This is a genomic window from Desulfosarcina variabilis str. Montpellier, from assembly GCF_048565275.1.
Classification (GTDB): Bacteria; Desulfobacterota; Desulfobacteria; order Desulfobacterales; family Desulfosarcinaceae; genus Desulfosarcina; species Desulfosarcina variabilis.
The window spans coordinates 52,468-71,778 of sequence record NZ_CP159846.1; the positions used below are offsets into that span (position 1 = coordinate 52,468).

A 19,311-nucleotide genomic window follows, 5' to 3' on the forward strand; every position below is an offset into this window, starting at 1 on the left:
CAGATCATCCCTGCTGAAACGCCACAACGTCGGACGCATGGGTCAGAGAAACCGTTTTCTTCAATTCAGGCAGCATCTCTTTAAGCACCGTTAACGTCACTGTATGGGGATGGCCGATCGCAATGGCATACCCTTGCTGTTTGGCGCGTTTCATTAATTGTTTAATTTGTTTTCTGACAAACGCGGGGGTCTGTTCATGATCAAGAAACACATCCCGCTCGGCAAAGGGCAATTTGAGCAGTTCCGCCGATTCCCGGCAACAGGTGTCGGCTGTGGTGCGACTGTCCACGAAAAAAAGCCCTCTTTTCTTTAAAATCGTAAAAACTTGGCGCATCTGATGGGACGATGCGGTCAGTTTGGACCCCATATGATTGTTGACCCCTTTTGTACTGGGAAGACTGTCCAGGTTGGTATTGAGTTGGGCAATCAGCTCATCGGGATTCATGGACGTTAGCAGTGCACCGGGACCGGGATTGACCTTGGGGTAATTGCTGGGCTCCATAGGTTGATGCAGCATAATTTCCACATTTTTTTGAATGGCTTTGTCGATAATCCGGTGGTTGAACGTTCCCATGGGAAGAAGGGAAAAGGTCAAAGGCACATCCAAGGCTAAAAAACCATCGGCCATTTTTTTATCATAACCGATATCATCGATGATGATGGCCACCGGAATACCGTTGGTGACCGGTTTCCGGCGCGTGATGGGTGGTGGGGGAGGCACCGTTTCCCGGGGAAAGGCCTCATAATCAGGAATGCTGTGATGCGCCCGGCCCGGTTCCGGCCGCGTGACCGGAACCGGTTTCTGTTTTGAAGCCACCGTTGGCGGCTGTTTCATCAACAACCGGTTGGTCAGCAGACCGGCGGTAACGATCAGACAGATGATAAGGGCCAACCCCGCAGCGATCTTCATAAATTGAAGTTTGTAATTGACCCCTGTCTTCTTTTTTTTGGTTTTTCTGGCCTTGGATTTGGCCGCCTTTTTTTTTTTAACCATTTTTCAGGTTTTTAAAAATATCATAGCTAATCAGAATGTCCAACGCACGCAATACCTGGTTGTCATTCATCAGACTCTCCCGGTCCAGGGGACTGTTTTTGGCTTTAAACTTCTTTAGTAGTGGTGGATCTTCGGGTACATCAGCCTCTTTTTCCGGCTCGTCGTGTTGAACCACAGGCTCATGCAAAGCGTCTCCCGGTTCTGCATCCAGATGATTTTTCAGGTCCTTTTCCTTGATCATCCGATCACCGGTGATCTCATTGTCCGATAAGGTTCGCTGCGGAACCTCAACATCCGGCTCCACCCCTTTGGCCTGGATGGAGCGACCCGAGGGCGTGTAGTATCGTGCAATGGTAAATTTTAAACCATAACCATCACGCAAGCTCTCCACCGTTTGCACGGATCCCTTACCAAAGGACGTGGTGCCCAGGATAAGGGCCCGTTTATGATCCTGGAGTGCCCCGGCAACGATTTCCGACGCACTGGCACTGCCGCCGTTGATCAGTACCACGATCGGATAGTCCCGATTGGTCTCGTTGCTGTGGGCCCTGAAAATTTTTGTATGCTGTCCCTCCCGGCCTTTGATGCTGAGAATTTCACCACTTTCCAAAAAGAGGTCGGACACGTTAATGGCCTGATTCAGGATCCCGCCAGGATTGTCCCGCAGGTCCAAGACCAACCCTTTGAGCGGTGTGGTATCCTGCTCCATGGCGTCCAGCGCCTCGATCAGATCGTCGGTGGTGGTTTCCCTGAAATTGGTTATCCACACGTACCCATAACCGGGTTTGAGCAGTTCGGCCTTGACACTATAGATGGGAATCACATCGCGGACCAGGCTGAATTCCAATGGCTCCGGTTCCCCTTTGCGGATGATGGTGATTACGACCGTGGTGCCCTTGGGTCCGCGCATCCGCTTGACTGCATCCCTCAGGTCTTCCGTTGGTTTTCCATCAACCTTGATGATCTTGTCACCGGCCTTTATCCCCGCCTGATAGGCCGGGGTGCCTTCGATGGGGGAAATGACTGTCACCAGGTTGTTGCGCATGGTCACATGAATGCCAATCCCGGTGAATTCTCCCTGGGTATCGATTTGAAGCTCTTTCAAGGCGTCCGGCGGAAGCAGGGCCGAATGCGGATCAAGACTGTGCATCATGCCCTGGATGGCCGCTTCGATCGCCTTTTGGGTGTCCACCTCATCAACGTAATTTTTTTGAACCAACTCAATCACGTCCGAAAAGAGCTTCAATCCTTTGTACGTTTCTTCGGTATTGGCAGATAGATCCCGGTAAAAGCCATGGCCCAGTATCAGTGTTGCCGATACGAGCAGCATTGCCACCCATAGTTTTAGGTGTCGGGTTTTTTTGGCTGACATTGTTTCTCCTTTAGCCTTTCTTTATCCAACCCATTGGATTCATTGGTTTCCCGTGATGCCGAACTTCGAAATGAAGACCGGCTCCGGTCAGGGAGCCGGAATCGCCCACGGTGGCAATCACTTCGCCGGTTTCAACCGGATCACCTTTTGATTTGAACATTTCTTCCAGATGGGCATAAACGGTGTAATAGTGATCACCATGATCAATTATAATCATATTGCCAAAGCCCTTAAACCAGGAAGAAAACAGTGTCTGGCCACTGTAAACGGACCGGATGGGTTCGCCCCGGTCCGCCTTTATCGTAATCCCGCTTTGAAAATGGGTCACGTTAAATTTTGGGTCCTTAAAAGGTCCGAAAAAAGAGATTATTTTACCTTTCACAGGCATCATTAGCAAGCCTTTAAGCGCCGCAAAAGGTTTTTCAGCAACAACCACCGGGGCCGGTGGCCCGGTTTTTGCGCCAAACGCTTCGACTGTTTGTTCCAACTTTATGGCGGACGCTTTTAAGGATTCGATCATGGCCCGTTGAAACGATTTTTTAGTTTTTATCTCAGATAATAACATTTCACGCTGGGCCTTCTTGGCGCTCATGGCGTCAATCTCGGCATTGAGGTCTGCCGTGGTCGCCTGTTTTTCATGCTTGTGCGCGATCATCTGATTTAAAAGCGCTTTCATGCTGGCCTGGTCTTGGGCCAGTTTTTCCATGCCCGCCTCATCATGACTCAAAATCTGCTCCAGGCAACGCTTGCGAAAAAAAAAATCAACCATGGAGTCTGCCGAGGCCAGGACTTGAAATTTTCCCAACCAACTGAGTTTATATAGTGCCGCCAACCGTTTGGCGACATATTGCTCCATTATATCGGCCTGTTCTTCCAATTCGTGATAGCTGTTTTCAAGATCCGTGATCTGATCGTCGAGAATCAATAGTTCCTGAGTGAGGCGAGTCACCTGTTTACGCGCTTTGTCCAGAGCCTTTTCCGTTTCCTCCAGGGCATCGACAATGGCGCTCTCCTTCTTTGAAAAGGCAGCTATTTTTTCGGCTGAATCTTCAAGTTTACGATTGACTTCATCACTTTTTGCACCTTGCCTTGGATGGCTGGCAGGGGATGCCTGATCCGGCTCGTCAATTCGCAGATAGCGGGCACGGTTCATGATAAATCCCGTCCGCTCTTTGAAAAGGATACGGACCCACTCGCCTTCATAGGACAGGACCATCACCTGATCCCCGCGACGCAGTTTATCGATGGGAGGATGATGCAGGCCGGGGCCGGAACGCATGTTGAGGATCGGTGACAGAATAATGCCCGGTTTGGGATTACCGGTCGCCATCAGCGGCCGGGCAAGACAGACAAAGAATACCATCCCACATAACAAGGAAAAAGGCATCACCATCCGGGAAAAAAGCCGGCCCTGGGGCTGGTGTTTAATTGGGGGATGTCTGATGGTCATACCCTCATGAACTGCTTCAGCGAAAAGAAGGAGCCCAATAGTCCGGTGGCCATGCCACCACCGATAATGAACGCACAAATTTGCAAGGGGAAAAAACGAATCGAAACCATTTCAGCGGACAGGGATTGCTGAAAATGAGATCCGATAGCGGAAAACGCAGCGTATAAAATTATCAGGCCAATCAGACCGCCGCACAGCCCCTGGATCAGGCCTTCCAGATAATAGGGAATCTTGATGAATCGATCGGTGGCACCCACCAGCCGCATAATCTGAATTTCTTCCCTTCGCGAGTAAAGAACCAGGCGGATAGTATTGGCGGCGATAAACACCGTGGCCATAAAAAACATCGCCCCCATGCCGAACCCGGCCAGTTTGAACAAATTGAAAAAGTTGGCAAAACGCTCGATCCACTGTTGACCATACTCCACTTGGGCAACCGATGGCAAGCCCTCGATGCGCTGGGCCAGAAACTCGATTTTTTCGGGAGAACTGGACTCACCGTTCAACGTGATTTCAAATGCGTCGGGAAGTGGATTTTCACTCAGGTTGTCAAAAAGCGATGCCTGGCGGGGCATACGCTGCTTCATCAGTTTGAGGGCCTGATCTTTGGAAATGTAATGGATATGCTGGATACCGGAAATGGCCTCAAGCCGGCGGTGGGTATCCAGACGCTGATCGGCGGTTGTTTCAGGCATCAGGTAGACCATGATCCGGATTCCCTTTTTCCAGGTGTTGAACATATCCTGAGCATTGAGCATAAAAAGCCCAAAAGCACTAACGATCAAAACGGACAACGATATGGTGATGATCGTTACCCCGTTGAGAAAGGGATTTTCCAGAATATCTTTGATGGCTCGCCGGGTGAAGACGGTCATTTGCGTCGGTCCTTCAAATATCCGCAGTCGGATCCAAGCGGCCTTGCCGAATCTGCAAAACGCGGCCGGTGGCACCCGAAATAAGGGATTTATCATGGGTTGCCACAACCACGGTGGCACCTCGCCGATGAAACACGTCGAGCAGCTCCAAAATAACGGCAGCCGAATCGTCGTCCAGACTGCCGGTGGGCTCGTCGGCCAGAATGATCTTGGGATCACCGGCGATGGCCCGGGCCACGGCTATGCGTTGCTGCTCCCCGCCGGACAGGCTGAGCGGATAAGCCGCCTGACGGTCTTCCATGTCCACAACGCGCAGCACACTTTTGACCTTCTTTTCGATATAGCTGCGCTTTTTTCCCTGAGCCTCCAGAACCAGGGCAACATTTTCATAAACCGTACGCGTGGCAATCAGTTTGTAGTCTTGGAAGATAATGCCAAATTTTCGTCGGAGAACAGGGATTCGCCGCCGGTGAATGCGGGATAAATTCATGCCATCCACCAGTATCTGTCCTTCGGATACCGGCTCGGCCAGATAAAGCAGTTTGAGTAATGTTGATTTTCCAGCGCCACTGGGCCCGCTGATGAACAGGTATTCGTTTTTTGCTATGTCCAGGGTAACATCCGCCAGGGCCTGTTTGGCACCATACCGTTTGTGAACACGGAACAAGCGAATAATGGTGCGCTTCTCAGCGATATCGGTCATTGAACCTCATTGGTGTCGAGTAAGGCGTTTAGGGCCAAATGGTCACCGGAACCAATCCTTAGGAGATGGGGCGAGACAACGAACGGGAGTATAGAAATCTTTAAATGGACGCGACTGGTCACGGAATATGGCCATCCAATGGATTATCACGGGGTTTTGGCATTGACCGGCCCCCCCCACAGCTGTTATGAACGCCCTTAAGCTCAAGGAGTGCTGTTTCCAGTTTTCCTTGCCGATGCCTCCACTGAATCCCAATGTTGGGCTTCTTCCAGTTCGGTGGAGGCTTTTTTATACGAAAAACCTCCTAAAATCAAGTACTTCATACAAATCCAATATCCTGGGAGAATCGAAATGAAAAAGGAATTGATCCGGCTGTTGTGCCAAAAATCCTTTAAATATACAGAAACACCTTCATTCAAGCTGGTTTCAGGCCGCATGAGCCGGTTTTACGTCAATTGCAAGCCCACCACATTAAGCGCCCGAGGCATGTACCTTACCGGTCATCTGATGTTTGCCGCCATCCGTAACAGCGGTGCATCGGCCGTGGGTGGCCTGACCTTTGGCGCCGATCCCATTGCCATGGCCACGGCTTTTGCCTCTGAGCTCGAGGGTGCGCCGCTCAACGCCTTTTCGATCCGCAAAACCCAGAAAGATCATGGCATTGTAAAATGGATCGAGGGCGACGTCAAACCCGGAGAAAAAGTAGTTGTCATCGATGATGTGGCGACCACCGGCGGATCGACCATCAAGGCCATCGACCGCGCCCGCGCCGAGGGTCTGGAAGTGGTCCGTGCGGTTGTGCTGGTCGACCGTCAGGAAGGTGGCGTGGAAAATATCCGCAACCATGTGGCCGACACGTTGGCCATCATCACCCGTGATGAATTGGTGGATTGCTGGAAAAAAATGGCCATGCAGCCGTAAACGCCGATTCAATCGAAAAGCGGAAAAAAAATCAAAACGGGGAACGGCTGCCATGGCGGCCGTTCCCCGTTGGCGTATCCGTATCCATCGGTCACAAATTACTGTGGATAATAGGTTGCGCAGGCATTGTCCGACTCCCACGTGGTCACCCGGCTGACCACGACCCCCGGCTCATCGATCATTTCCTGGAGGCTCTTTGCAATATAGATCGCCAGATTCTCCGAGGAGGGTTGATCATTTTCAAAAAAGGGCAGTTCATTTAAAAATTTGTGATCCAACCGTTTCATGATTGTCTTGACATGTGTTTTGATAATACCAAAATCAACCAGAACCCCGGCTTCGTTAAGACGTTCGCCTTTGACGTAAACTTCGACCCGCCAGTTGTGCCCGTGAAGATTTTCACATTTTTCGCCGACCATGGTCAGCTGGTGGGCAGCGGAAAAATGATTGAGAATTTTTAGCTCGAACATGGCCTGTGCGCTCCTATTGCGTGTCTATCCGAAAAATAGGCAAAACTGGATAAACACGATTGCGTGTCCGCGTTTCAGTTTGCCGCCCTGGAGGGGCCGCTTTTCAGAATGCTTTTGAGCTTGCTGGTGAATTTATTGGATTCCAAAGAGGCAAACTCTTTGAGCAGGGCAACCTGCCGTTTATTGAGATTGGTGGGTGTTTTGACGTTGACCTGAACGATCTGGTCCCCCCGATGACCGTTTCTCAAAGAAGGAATACCTTCACCCCGCATCCGGAATAAATCCCCCGGCTGGGTGCCTTTGGGAATTTCCAGATCGGTTTCGCCCTTAAGGGTGGGTACTTTTATGCGGTCTCCCAGCGCGGCTTGAATAAAGGAGATGGGGATCTCGCATAGCACGTGGGTGTCTTCACGCTTGAAAAAGTCGTGATCTTGCACATGAATGAACACGTAAAGATCTCCGGAAGGCCCCCCATAGCCACCAGCTTCGCCTTCTCCGGTGAGTCTGAGACGGGACCCATTGTCCACACCGCCGGGAATTTTAACCGCCACTTTTTTTCGGACCATCACCTTGCCCTGGCCCCGACAGGTCGAACAGGGCGATTTAATCACCTGCCCTTGACCCCGGCAATGGCCACAGGTGGTCCGCACGGTAAAAAACCCCTGACTGCGTCCAACCTGGCCACTGCCCCCACATTGGGGACAGGTTTCCACGCCGGTACCGGGAGCAGCCCCGGTTCCCTTGCAATCCCCACAGGTTTCGGCTTTTTCTACATCTATCTCTTTTTCTATACCAAAAGCCGCTTCCATAAAGGTCAACTGCATATCGTAACGCAGATCGGCCCCACGGTTCACCCGGCTTCTGGACCGGCGCCCGCCGCCAAAACCAAAAAAATCTTCAAAGATGTCACCGAAACTGGAAAAAATATCTTCGAATCCACCAAAACCGGAAAAACCAGACCCCTCCAGCCCTTGGTGACCATATTGATCATAGATCTGCCTTTTTCTGGTATCGCGGAGTACATCGTAGGCTTCGGCGGCCTCCTTGAATTTCTCTTCCGCCTGTTTATCACCAGGGTTTTTGTCAGGGTGAAATTTCAATGCTAGTTTGCGATAGGATTTTTTCAGATCCGCATCGCTTGCGCTTCGGTCGACGCCGAGCACTTCGTAATAGTCTCGTTTGGCTGCCATGGACAATCCTACATGGTTACTTTATTCGTGTTGATGCCAAGGGGTTGATGTGTTAGTTGTGCCACCTTTAAATGATGCTAAAACGTAATGCAAGATGAAAGGATGTCAATGGAAACCAAAGAGCTTCCATTTGTCCGTGACATGTTTGACCGAATCGCACCGCGCTACGATCTGCTCAACCGTCTTTTAAGCCTTCGCCAGGACGTCCGCTGGCGAAAAAAAATGGTGTCGAAAATGACCGTCCCCGACAGGGGCCGGATCTTGGATGTGGCCTGTGGCACCGGTGACGTACTCATGGAAATCCGCCGCCAAAAAGGACCAAAGGTCCATGTGATCGGTCTTGATTTTTCAGCCAAGATGCTGGACCTGGCCCGGGAAAAAACCCGCCCTGAGTCATCCGGAACCATTTCCCTTGTTGCCGGTGATGCCTTGACGCTGCCTTTTGAAAGCGAATCCGTGCATGCCATCACCATCGCCTTTGGCATTCGCAACATCCAAAATAAAGCCCTGGCCCTTAAAACCTTTGCTAACTGCCTTGCACCGGGCGGCATGCTGTTGGTGCTCGAGTTGGCCACACCGAAAAAAGGCCCTTTGCGCGATGCCTACCTGGCCTATTTTCAGACGGTGCTGCCGCTGATCGGCCGTTTTTTTTCCCGCCACCATTATGCCTATTCTTACTTGCCGGACTCGGTTTCCCGTTTTCCGGCGCCCGAGCAATTCATGAACCTCATGCAAGCAGCCGGTTTTAACCATATCCGCTGCATGCGCCTGACCCTGGGGGTTGCCAATTTGTTCGTGGGCATCAAAGCATAAAAATATTGGCGCCTTTTTTCCCCCGGCTTAAAGCCTCTTGAAAACGGACTTTCCAAACGCGTGCCATACTCACACGATCAAAAGTGAGTCCACCGGCGCTTATCCTGAAGCAGCCTCCCCGTGGTTGCTTGTCCGGGCCTGATCAAGTAATCAATCATTTTACCGATAATTGTTTACATCGTGAAACTGAGGTAAGCTCGATCATCACTCAACGTCGGTACGTATTTTGCCGTGTGCTATGAATATTCGCAAATCCTTGACATACTGCTGGATACTGGTGCTGATGGTTTTCATGTTCACGTTCCCGGACCGACTCCTTTTAGCCCAGGGCGTACCGGCTGAATCGACGGTTCCAAATGAATTACGATTGGCAAGCATCACCGCGCTGGCGCCGGGTGTAAACAGCGAAGATGCTCGACTGGCCCTGGAGATCATCATGCGTCAGACCATTGTGCGGGAAACCTACCCATTCAGGATGAAGCTCGATTTTATCAGTGATTACAACGCGGCCGACACCATCGTGGCCAGTGGCCGCTATCATTTTGTGACCCTGACCAGTCTGGACTATCTTTCCTTGATCCAATCCATTAACCTGACGCCCCTGATGATCCTTTCCAAACAGGCACAGCCGACCGAGGTGTTGTACCTGGTAGCGCAAAGGGGCAACCCCCTTGAGAAAATAAAAAAGCAAACCGAGCGGATCTTGATGATCGATCATGGACGCACTGGCGGGCTGTCCCGGCTGTGGATGGATACGGTGTTATGGAATAGCGGCTATCAGTCGTGCGATCTGTTTTTCACCCAAATCAAAGCAGCCAAAAAGACCAGTCAGTTGCTGCTATCGGTTTTCTTTGGACAGGCCGATGCCTGCATTATCAGCGCCAGCGCCTATACAGTCATGGCCGAACTCAACCCCCAGATCGGTACACGCCTTGAAATTCTTGACCGTTCACCCCAATTGGTGTTGTTGCTCCTGTGCGCCACGGATCTGGCCGAGCAGGAGATGCGCAGCGCTTTGCTGACTGAAGCCGTTAGTTCAGATACGGATCCGGCAGTACGCCAGGCACTGCTCATGGTTCAGATGGAGCGCATCATTCCGTTCAGGCAAGACTATTTTTCCGCTACCGAGGCATTGGTGCGACATCACCAGCAATTGGCGGCGATAAAAGCAAAGGGTGATTCCTGATGGCCTATCACCTGAATAAACGGGTTTTGTTGTTCACGCTTTGGATAAAACGATGCGGGGTAGCCTGCGTGTTGGGCCTACTTTTTCTGTTCAATCCAGCCGTCAGCCTTGCCGAAGGCAAATTCAAAGAGCTCTATTTCCTGAATTTGAGAAATACCCTGGTCGGCATCCATGTCAGGGATACCCAATTGGCATTTCAGGTGATGATGAACAAGATCATCCGCACCCGATACCCCGACTATCGAATTATCGTCGCCTTTCCGGAAGATATCGCCGCGGCAAAGCTGGCCATTGATAAGCAACGCGGCCATGTGCTGATCATCAATAGCCTTGATTTTGTCGACAAGCGCCAAGAATTGACCCTGGAACCGCTGCATATCCTGAGCAAAGCAGACCAGCCCACGCAATCCTATTTGCTTCTCGCGGCTGCGGACAAGAATTTTGAAACGCTGGCCAAACAGCAGCACCATACCCTGGTGGTCGAAAACGGCGGTAGCGGTGAAATCGCCAGAGCCTGGCTGTCCACCTGGCTTCGGCAGCGAGGTTATAAACCGGTGGAACCCTTTTTTTCAGCGATTCGGGTGGCGGACAAACCCAGCCGGGCCATATTGCCTGTTTTTTTCGGTGAGGCAGACACCTGCGTGGTCACGGAATCCGCATTTTCCGTAATGGCGGAACTCAACCCCCAAATAAAACAAAAATTGAAGATACTCGCCCGATCACCTGGCTTCGTCAACCTGATTGTGTGTACGACAAAGCATATTGATCCATTGGACAAGCAGCGGGTGTTTGATGAAGCCATGGCCATAAACGAGAGTGCCGACGGTCAACAGGTACTGACCATCATTCAGATGAAGCGTATCTTTAAGTTTGAATCCAATGATTTCGCGGCCACGGAAGCCCTTTACCGCAACTACAACCAACTAAGCAAAAAGGACGGCTAGATGGGCCGGGATGCCTCGGACACCCCCTCCGGCGAAAACACGCCTAAACCGCACCGGCGCAGGCGGCGGCGTATTCTCATGCGTACCATTGGGATGTCCTGGGCCATGATCCTCTTGACCGTGGCGGTTTTCCTGTTTGCCTTGATTCCTTACCAGCGACAGCAACTGGTGGCTGAAATGAACCAACGCGCCCAGGTGGTTTATACATCGACGGCTCAGGTCGCCATGGAGTCCGTTCTATTGCAGGATCTCAGTACCGTGGTGGATCATTGCATGAGTATCGTTGATCAAAACCCGTCCTTGATCTATGTTGTACTTACCCGTTCAGACGGTTTCAGCCTGCTGCACACCCGCCGTTGGTGGAAGCAGGAGACGCTTTCCGGCTTATGGATGCCAGCGTCTCGACGGACACTCGGCCAGGGACGTTTCATGACCAATCCCCTTGGCGAAAACGAAGTTTTTCATATCAGCTACCGTTTTGAGTATATGGGGGTCAACTGGGGATGGATCCATCTGGGGCTCTCTACGAACAAATTCAGGCTGGATTCTCAGTCTCTTTACCAACGTAGCGTCTTGATCGCCGCCCTGGCGATTTCTGCCGGATTTATTTTGTCGCTGATTTATGCAAGGCGAATCAGCGTTCCCATTTTGCAATTGGAGGCATTTGCCCGTAAAATTGCCGTAGGGGATCTGAGTGAGCGGATTCACATCCACAGCGGTGATGAAATGGAGCAACTGGCCGAATCATTCAATTTCATGGTCGACGAATTGCAACGCGCCAATGCAGAACGGCAGACCACCCAAAAAAAACTGTTGGATACGGCCCGGCAGGCGGGTATGGCGGAGACGGTCATCAATATGCTGCACAATGTGGGCAACGTGCTCAACAGCGTGGGCGTAACCACGACCACCATGAAAATGCGTATTGAGCATTCAAGGATTGAGTCCTTGAGCCAAGTGGCGTCTTTGCTGGAAGAACAGAAAGCGGACCTGGCCGGCTTTTTTGCCAATGATCCCCGGGCGGATCACATTCCCGCCTATCTGTCGGCACTGGGCACCCATTTCAAGGAGGAAAGAGATACCTTCATTTCCGATCTGGGTACATTGGAGCGATTGGTGGGGCATGTAAGGGATATCATCCACCTGCAACAGGATTACAGCCGGGCATCGGGAATGGTCGAGTCGGTGGGGATTCGCGATGTGATCGAGGACGCCCTGCAGCTGAACAGCGAGCTTTCCACCCAGCATAAAATCCAGATCGCCACAGAGCTTGAAGACCTTCCCGATTGCTGGGCAGATCGCCACAAGCTGATGCAAATTCTGATCAACCTGATTTCCAATGCCCAGCATGCATTGGTTGCCGGCGATGGAGAGCAAAAAACAATGCTGATTCGATTAAAACGGATCCCCGACAACCAGATTCAGATTGAGGTTACCGACAATGGTATGGGCATTGAGCCGGAGAATCTGACCCGAATTTTCCAGCACGGATTCACCACGCGACCCAACGGCCATGGATTCGGGCTGCACAGCAGCGCCATTGCCGCTCGGGAGATGGGTGGCACCCTGACGGTGTCGAGCAGGGGCAATGGACATGGTGCCACATTCATCCTGGATCTGCCCTATCGCCCCATGGAGGCGTCTGATGAAAGAAGATCACCATCCTGATCGTCGCAAGATACTGATTGTGGACGATAACCCGGATATTCACCGGGATTTCGCCAATATCTTGAACCCACCCGCTGAAAGCAACCTATTGGATCATCTGGAATCGGAAATATTGGGGCATTCAAAAAAACCCAAGTCAGTCACGGCCTACCATTACGCGTTGTCCTATGCCACGCAAGGGGAGCAGGCCCTGGAAATGGTCACTGCGGCCACAGGCTGCGCTGATCCGTTCCTCTTGGCCTTTGTGGACATGCGCATGCCGCCGGGGTGGGACGGACTTGAAACCATCGAGCGCTTGTGGCAGGTGGATCCCCAGCTTCAGATGGTCCTGTGCACGGCGTATTCGGACTACTCCTGGCAGGACATTCAACAGCATCTGGGGCAGACCGCCAACCTTTTGATTTTGAAAAAACCATTCGACGTGTCCGAGGTTGCCCAGCTGGCGGCCACCCTGACCGAGAAATGGCGCCTGTCCAAAAAGGCCGCCACCAAACAGGCAACCCTGTCCTTTATGGTAGAACAACGCACCCAGGAACTCCAGGCGGCCAACCAGCAGCTGAAACATGAAATTGAGGAACGCAAACAGTTGGAAAAACAGCTGCTCCGGGCTCAGAAAATGGAGGCCATCGGTACCCTGGCAGCCGGCGTTGCCCATGATCTGAACAACATTTTATCCGGCATTGTCAGCTATCCGGACCTGCTGCTCATGCAGGTAGATCAACGAAACCCCATGCACCATCAACTCAAGGTGATTCAGCAGTCCGGGGAAAAAGCCGCCGCTATCGTGCAGGACATGCTGACCCTGGGCAGGCGGGGCGTCACCAATTATTCGTCGTTGGATCTGAAAACAGTCATCGAGGAGTATCTTCAAAGCCCTGGATTCATGACCCTGAAACGCCATTATGCCAATGTACGGGTTGAAACCCAGATTTGTGTCGACGCCGGCTGGATCCAAGGGTCTGACTCCCAACTGGGCAACTGTCTGATGAATCTGGTGGCCAATGCCGCCGAAGCGATTTATGGCGGCGGCATTGTAACCATCGAACTGGCCGGCACCGTAATGACCGAAGACCACGAAGGATATGTCTCCATTCCATCGGGAAACTACATGGTCATGAGTGTTGTCGACACCGGGGAAGGGATTCCCGAGGAAGACCTGGAGCACATCTTTGAGCCTTTTTACACCAAGAAAAAAATGGGCCGTAGCGGCACGGGCCTGGGTCTGGCCGTGGTCTGGGGAGTCGTCCGGGATCATCGGGGATTTATCGATGTCGTTACCCAGGCAAACCAGGGCACCCGCTTTGATCTTTATTTCCCAGCCATTAAGAAATCCGTCATGGACCCCCAGGCCAGCGAACCGGCTGATAAAAAGAAAGAATTGAAAAAATGGATTCTGGTGGTCGACGACGTGGCCGAGCAGCGTGAGGTGGGTGTGGCCCTGCTACAGGCCCTGGGCTATCGGGCCGAGGCCGTCGCATCGGGAGAAGCCGCCCTGGAAATGATCAAGAACCAACCCATTGATCTGTTGCTGCTCGATATGGTCATGGATCCCGGCATCGACGGCCTGGAAACCTACCAGCGGGCATTGAAGATCGATCCGCAGCTAAAGGCCATTATCGCCAGCGGGTACACAAAATCCGAACGGGTGGAAAAAGCCCTGGCCTTGGGCGCATCGGGTTTTTTACGCAAACCCTATCGTTTGGGCGACCTGGCAAAAGCCTTGAGCACAGCCCTGAAGGCACCATCAGACGAATAAATAAACCATCCTTGACAGGAATAAACCGCTCTCGCTCTGCTTGTGCCATCATCACTCCATCCAGTCAAATGTTCGTTGAACCGCTTTTTTCCATCCCTGAATCCCTTGTTGCCGGACCTCTTCAGCCATGCTGGGGTGCCAGATTTTGTCTGTGGACCAGAATTTTTTCAACGCGTCAAGATCTGACCACAGGCCGATGGAAAGGCCCGCCGCATAGGCGGCCCCAAGCGCGGTGGTTTCCGTGACCGATGGGCGAATCACCGGCACCTTCAACAGATCGGCCTGAAACTGCATGAGCAGCTCATTGGCCACCATTCCGCCGTCCACTTTGAGGCTGCTCAGCGCCACTCCCGAATCCTTGTTCATGGCCTCCATGATGTCCAGGGTCTGGTACGCATTGGCTTCCAACACGGCTCTGGCGATATGGCCCTTGTTGACATACCGGGTCAGTCCGGCGATCACACCACGGGCATCCGCGCGCCAGTAAGGGGCGAAGAGACCGGAAAAGGCCGGCACGAAATAGACACCGCCATTGTCTTCCACCGTGCGGGCCAGGATTTCCACCTCTGACGCCGAGTCGATTAACCCCAGGTTGTCCCGCAGCCACTGGACCAGCGCACCGGCGATGGCCACGGATCCTTCCAGGCAATACACCGGCTTTTGGCCGCTGATCTGATATCCCACAGTCGTCAACAACCCATGCGCAGACGGTACCGGACGGGTACCGGTATTGAGTAGCATGAAACACCCGGTACCGTATGTATTCTTGGCCTCTCCGATCTCAAAACAGGTCTGGCCCACCGTCGCGGCCTGCTGGTCTCCAAGCGCACCACACACCGGCACGGTTGCCCCCAAAGGCCCCTCTTTGAGGGTGTGGCCCCAGGTGTTCTTGTCGATGGACGGTACAATCCGCGGCAGCATTTGCCGGGGAATGCCCATGCAGGCCAGGATTTCATCGTCCCAGGCAAGGGTCTCAATATTCATCAACAGGGTTCGCGAGGCATTGGTGACGTCGGTGACGTGGGCACCGCCGCGCGTGCCGCCGGTAAGCTGCCAGATGATCCAGGTCTCAATGGTACCGAACAGGGCCCGGCCGTTTTCGGCAGCCGTTCGGGCACCGGTCACGTTATCCAGAAGCCATTTAATTTTCGGCCCTGAAAAGTAGGTGGCAACGGGCAGTCCGGTTTTTGCCCGGAACCGATCCTGCCCCCCTTCCTTTTCCAATTGACGGCAGATCGCATCGGTTCGCGTGCACTGCCAGACGATGGCATTGCATAGCGGTTTCCCGGTTTGTCTATCCCATACCACGGCGGTTTCCCGCTGGTTGGTGATACCGATCGCGGCAATCTGCTTTCCTGAGACACCAACCTTGCCCATGGCGCCTTTGATCACGCTGCAGGCATTTTCCCAAATTTCCATGGGATCATGCTCGACCCATCCCGGTTTGGGAAAAATTTGGGTGTGCTCCTTCTGATCCACCCCTTTGATCCTGCCCTCGGGGTCAAAAAGGATGAACCGGTTGCTGGTGGTGCCCAGGTCCAGGGCGCCGATGTAAGTTGACATGGTTCGCTCCTTTGCCCATCCAGAAACGGCGCCGCTCACCCGAGTTCAAGGCGGGCGAGATTCACCATTTCTGGATTGACACGATTTTTTACTGGATTGCTTAAAAGCACCAGTTTACAAAATCCAGACACCATCGTCATTAGTTTATTGTTTGTTGATCACCTGAAAAATGCAGACATCAATTGCTGAATATCCTGACACCGGGTTGTGATTCCATAAATTGTGTCCATCCAGAAATAGGCCAATTTGGCCTTAGATCAAGGCGCACGAAAATTTAACCACAGGCATATGGTTGATATTCCGAGGATTAAATTTTTCGCGCAACGCCGATATCGGGCAAATTGGCCATTTCTGGATGGGCACATGAATAGGATTTGACTTTGATCCCGGCCTTGGTTAAGTTCGCCCTTTAAATTGATTGATAGGAAAGGATGATTCATGGACAACGCAATGAATGACGCCAGTATTTCCCCGGTACGTCTGGGGTTCAATAGTAAATTCAATTTCAAATGCCATCCCGGGGTATCGTGTTTTACCCAGTGCTGTCGGGGCATCAATATTATCCTGACCCCGTACGACATTATTCAGTTGAAAAATCGACTGGGCCTGTCTTCGCATGAATTCCTGGCCATCTACACCGTTCCGCACCTGCTTGAAAAAACCGATCTGCCCATGGTCACCCTCAAGCTGCTCGATGATGAGAAAAAATCCTGTCCGTTTGTCAAAGATAAGGACGGCTGCATCATCTATGAAGATCGGCCCACATCATGCCGTTACTATCCATTGGGCGTGGCCACCTTGCAGCACAAGGAAGGGGCCGATGACGAAGGCTTCTTCTTTTTTGTCAACGAACCCCATTGCAAAGGCTTTGAAGAAGAAAGCGAATGGACCGTCGCCGAATGGCGAGCTGATCAAGGCGTGGATCTGCGCGATGAAATCAATCGCGAATGGACGGATCTGGTGGTCCGCAAGCGTTCCTTTCCCTCCAGTATCAAGCTTACCGACAAAGCCAAGCAGCTGTTCTTCATGGTCAGCTATGATATTGATAAGTTCAAGGATTTTGTTTTTGAAAGTGCTTTTTTAAAACGCGTGGATGTGGATGCGGCCACTGTGGAAAAAATTAAAAATGATGAAGTCGAGCTGCTTAAGTTCGGCCTGGAGTGGCTGAAAGGGGCACTTTTCAAACAAACCGATCCGGAAACCCAGGCAGCCAATATGGGCGATAGCGCCCCCCAAAACTAAGATCAGTTCCCAATCCATAGAATTAAAAAACCGTCCGCTTGCGCAACTTCGCACAAACGGACGGTTTTTTGTGGGTGTTAGTAATCCGTGTAATACAACCCCTCTTGAAACCGCTGATCATTGAGTCTGGCGTCAATGTCCACATTAAAATAATCGGCCAACGGTGCCAGGATCTCCGGGCTATTGGCCTGAACGGTTTTGGTGATCCCGATGACCACATCCAGGCCCGCCCGGCTCATTTTGCCCAACGGTGCCCGGCAGGGACCTGCAGGCACGCCCAGAAGCTGCATCAGGGTTTTAATAGCCAACGGATTCCTTGCCCGACAAACCGCTTCTCCGTATGGGGTTTTCTCATGGGTGACCACCGTGACCAATCCAAAAAGCGGTTTCAAGGCCTCGGCCAATTGCCTGGCCTGATCCAGCTTTTTATCGGCCAACAATTGTACCAGATCTTTCATGGCTTTGGGCGCGATATTGGAAACCACCGAAATGACGCCGGCGGCAGCGATATCCGGATCGGTCATCATCTGATCGGTTAACCCATCGTCTCCGGATAAAATGGTAAAATCAGGTCCACAACATGCTCGGGTGCGTCGCATGTTGTCCAGGTTTCCCGTGGCCTCTTTGACAACGTTGACATTGGGATATGATTTGGCCAGCAGCGCCAGGTCCTCGGGAAGCAGTTGGGCACCGGTTCGTCCGGGGATGATATAAGGAATAATTGTCATATCGGGAAATGCGGCCGCTACCGGCGCAATGTATTCCTTGCGGATCTCCATGGAACTGGGACCATTATAATACGGATCCACCAACAGGACACCATCCACGCCGGCCTCCACAGCATGGCCGGTGGCAGCCAGCGCCTCTTTGGTGTTGTTGCTGCCGGCGCCGGCAATACAGCGACATTTACCCTTGGCCTGCTGTGCATAAACTTGAACGACCTGATGATGTTCCTGCCATGTCAAGGTGGGACTCTCACCGGTGGTACCCACCGCCAGAAGTCCGTCAATCCCGTTTTGAATCTGGAAGTCGGCAAGGCGGGAAAGCCCTTTCTCATCCACCGCGTCACCGAGAAACGGCGTTACCATCGCGGTATAACACATTGAATCCATGTTACCTCCTGAAGAAAAATCTAAATTGTAATGGAAAAAAAGAAACGCGTGAAACAGCCGTTATAATCCGAAGCGATCCTTACTAAACGGGGATTTGTCATCATCAGCGCACACCCTTACGGTGTAAATTCTGGCAACATCCCCGATGGTCTCCGGTTTCATGGCAGTCTTTCCTGGTGATTTGAAAAAGGCCGCGCCAAACACGGTTGCGCCGCCACAGGTGTGAATTTTTAATGAATAAAAAGACTAAAAAAGTTGATATTTTATGTCAAGCAAAAAGCTGGTTTTAGTATATTATTTTTCTTGACACAGACCATCAGCCACGCTACCCATCTTTTTTTCATCATAAAAATGATATCGATGATATCGCCGGAAAAGGACGTGTTCATGGAAAAACCAAAAAATGCAGAAGCCTTTATCGCTCAACAAAAACAAGCCATTGCCAGCAATCCGGATTGCGGCACATCTCATTATAACCTTGCTGTCGCCCTGCTTGGTCAGGGAAAAGTTGAAGAAGCCGAACAATCACTGGCCACGGCCATTGAATGCAGCCCCGGTCTAGCTGAAGCCTATGTCCAAATGGGCGGAATCTGTCTGAAGCGGGGCGATATGGACGGCTGCCTGGACTGGAACAGAAGGGCGGTCAAAGCCAAACCCAGTTTTTCTGAAGGATGGGGCAACATCGGATTTGTGCTGCTTCAACACGGCGATGTGGAAGGTGCCATTACCGCCCTTGAAAAGGCAACCGCCTTTAATTTCCGTTTTATCCAGGCCTTTGCCACCCTGGCCAATGCCTACCTGATGAACGGCCAGATCAAGGAAAGTATCGAGGCCAATCTCAAGGCCTTGGACCTTTCGCCGGAATTTGCCGTGGCACACAATAACCTGGCCATTGCGTATCTTGAAGATGGACAACCGGAAAAAGCCCTGGCGCACGCAGACAAGGCCAAACAGTTTGGGTATGAGGTGGCGCCGGAAATCCTGAAAGAACTTGAGCCACACCGAAATTAATTCATGGTAGATACAACCGGATCATGCCTTCCCATGATCCG

Annotated in this window: 17 protein-coding genes; 8 read left to right on the forward strand and 9 right to left on the reverse strand. The window is 52.0% G+C overall.

From position 1 onward, the window contains the following. Positions 1–4: 4 nt before the first annotated feature. Genes Dvar_RS00270 through ftsE form a run of 5 tightly spaced genes read right to left on the reverse strand, consistent with a single transcriptional unit; the run spans position 5 to position 5,394 of the window. Complete coding sequence (locus Dvar_RS00270) at positions 5–994, reverse strand: divergent polysaccharide deacetylase family protein (RefSeq protein WP_419659725.1); 990 nt, start codon at positions 992–994, stop codon at positions 5–7. Then, a complete protein-coding gene (locus Dvar_RS00275; RefSeq protein WP_419659726.1) occupies positions 987–2,366 on the reverse strand; it encodes a S41 family peptidase in 1,380 nt (459 codons plus the stop codon). Before Dvar_RS00275 ends, Dvar_RS00270 begins: the two co-directional genes overlap by 8 nt. Before the next feature lie 10 nt (positions 2,367–2,376). Continuing rightward, on the reverse strand, positions 2,377–3,816 hold the full coding sequence (locus tag Dvar_RS00280; RefSeq protein WP_419659727.1) for a peptidoglycan DD-metalloendopeptidase family protein: 1,440 nt from the start codon (positions 3,814–3,816) through the stop codon (positions 2,377–2,379). Further along, positions 3,813–4,691: a permease-like cell division protein FtsX gene (ftsX, locus tag Dvar_RS00285; protein ID WP_419659728.1), complete on the reverse strand. Its 879-nt coding sequence runs from the start codon at positions 4,689–4,691 to the stop codon at positions 3,813–3,815. The genes Dvar_RS00280 and ftsX overlap by 4 nt, the downstream gene beginning before the upstream one ends. Before the next feature lie 13 nt (positions 4,692–4,704). Next, positions 4,705–5,394, reverse strand: a complete 690-nt coding sequence (gene ftsE, locus Dvar_RS00290; protein ID WP_419659729.1) for a cell division ATP-binding protein FtsE — start codon at positions 5,392–5,394, stop codon at positions 4,705–4,707. 351 nt (positions 5,395–5,745) lie between these two features. On the opposite strand from ftsE, the gene pyrE reads away from it, so the two are divergent. Then, positions 5,746–6,315, forward strand: a complete 570-nt coding sequence (pyrE, locus tag Dvar_RS00295) for an orotate phosphoribosyltransferase (RefSeq protein ID WP_419659730.1) — start codon at positions 5,746–5,748, stop codon at positions 6,313–6,315. A 98-nt stretch (positions 6,316–6,413) separates the two neighbouring features. On the opposite strand, the gene queD is transcribed toward pyrE, so the two are convergent. Further along, positions 6,414–6,785 (reverse strand): 6-carboxytetrahydropterin synthase QueD, encoded by a 372-nt coding sequence (gene queD, locus Dvar_RS00300; protein WP_419659731.1) that lies wholly within the window; start codon positions 6,783–6,785, stop codon positions 6,414–6,416. 74 nt (positions 6,786–6,859) lie between these two features. After that, the gene (gene dnaJ, locus Dvar_RS00305; protein WP_419659732.1) at positions 6,860–7,975 is read right to left on the reverse strand and encodes a molecular chaperone DnaJ; all 1,116 of its coding nucleotides are present in this window, start codon (positions 7,973–7,975) and stop codon (positions 6,860–6,862) included. 108 nt (positions 7,976–8,083) lie between these two features. Here dnaJ and ubiE point away from each other — a divergent pair, with 108 nt between their 5' ends. From ubiE to Dvar_RS00330, 5 genes are all read left to right on the forward strand, one after another. Next, entirely contained in the window at positions 8,084–8,788 is a 705-nt protein-coding gene (ubiE, locus tag Dvar_RS00310; RefSeq protein ID WP_419659733.1) for a bifunctional demethylmenaquinone methyltransferase/2-methoxy-6-polyprenyl-1,4-benzoquinol methylase UbiE, read from the forward strand. Positions 8,789–9,026: 238 nt separating this feature from the next. Beyond that, entirely contained in the window at positions 9,027–9,974 is a 948-nt protein-coding gene (locus tag Dvar_RS00315; RefSeq protein WP_419659734.1) for a PhnD/SsuA/transferrin family substrate-binding protein, read from the forward strand. Continuing rightward, positions 9,974–10,918 (forward strand): phosphate/phosphite/phosphonate ABC transporter substrate-binding protein, encoded by a 945-nt coding sequence (locus tag Dvar_RS00320; RefSeq protein WP_419659735.1) that lies wholly within the window; start codon positions 9,974–9,976, stop codon positions 10,916–10,918. Before Dvar_RS00315 ends, Dvar_RS00320 begins: the two co-directional genes overlap by 1 nt. Beyond that, positions 10,919–12,586 carry a sensor histidine kinase gene (locus tag Dvar_RS00325; protein WP_419659736.1) on the forward strand — a complete coding sequence of 556 codons (1,668 nt, stop codon included), beginning with the start codon at positions 10,919–10,921 and terminating at the stop codon, positions 12,584–12,586. It begins immediately after the preceding gene. Beyond that, positions 12,564–14,342 (forward strand): response regulator, encoded by a 1,779-nt coding sequence (locus Dvar_RS00330; protein ID WP_419659737.1) that lies wholly within the window; start codon positions 12,564–12,566, stop codon positions 14,340–14,342. The genes Dvar_RS00325 and Dvar_RS00330 overlap by 23 nt, the downstream gene beginning before the upstream one ends. A 51-nt stretch (positions 14,343–14,393) precedes the next feature. Here the strand turns inward: Dvar_RS00330 and glpK are convergent, their stop codons facing one another. After that, on the reverse strand, positions 14,394–15,905 hold the full coding sequence (gene glpK / locus Dvar_RS00335) for a glycerol kinase GlpK (RefSeq protein ID WP_419659738.1): 1,512 nt from the start codon (positions 15,903–15,905) through the stop codon (positions 14,394–14,396). A 438-nt stretch (positions 15,906–16,343) separates the two neighbouring features. On the opposite strand from glpK, the gene Dvar_RS00340 reads away from it, so the two are divergent. Next, positions 16,344–17,147: a YkgJ family cysteine cluster protein gene (locus tag Dvar_RS00340; protein WP_419659739.1), complete on the forward strand. Its 804-nt coding sequence runs from the start codon at positions 16,344–16,346 to the stop codon at positions 17,145–17,147. Between the two features lie 77 nt (positions 17,148–17,224). Here the strand turns inward: Dvar_RS00340 and dapA are convergent, their stop codons facing one another. Next, positions 17,225–18,259 (reverse strand): 4-hydroxy-tetrahydrodipicolinate synthase, encoded by a 1,035-nt coding sequence (gene dapA / locus Dvar_RS00345; protein ID WP_419659740.1) that lies wholly within the window; start codon positions 18,257–18,259, stop codon positions 17,225–17,227. A 387-nt stretch (positions 18,260–18,646) separates the two neighbouring features. Between dapA and Dvar_RS00350 the strand changes: the two genes are divergently transcribed. Then, complete coding sequence (locus Dvar_RS00350) at positions 18,647–19,270, forward strand: tetratricopeptide repeat protein (protein ID WP_419659741.1); 624 nt, start codon at positions 18,647–18,649, stop codon at positions 19,268–19,270. The last annotated feature ends 41 nt before the right edge of the window (positions 19,271–19,311 follow it).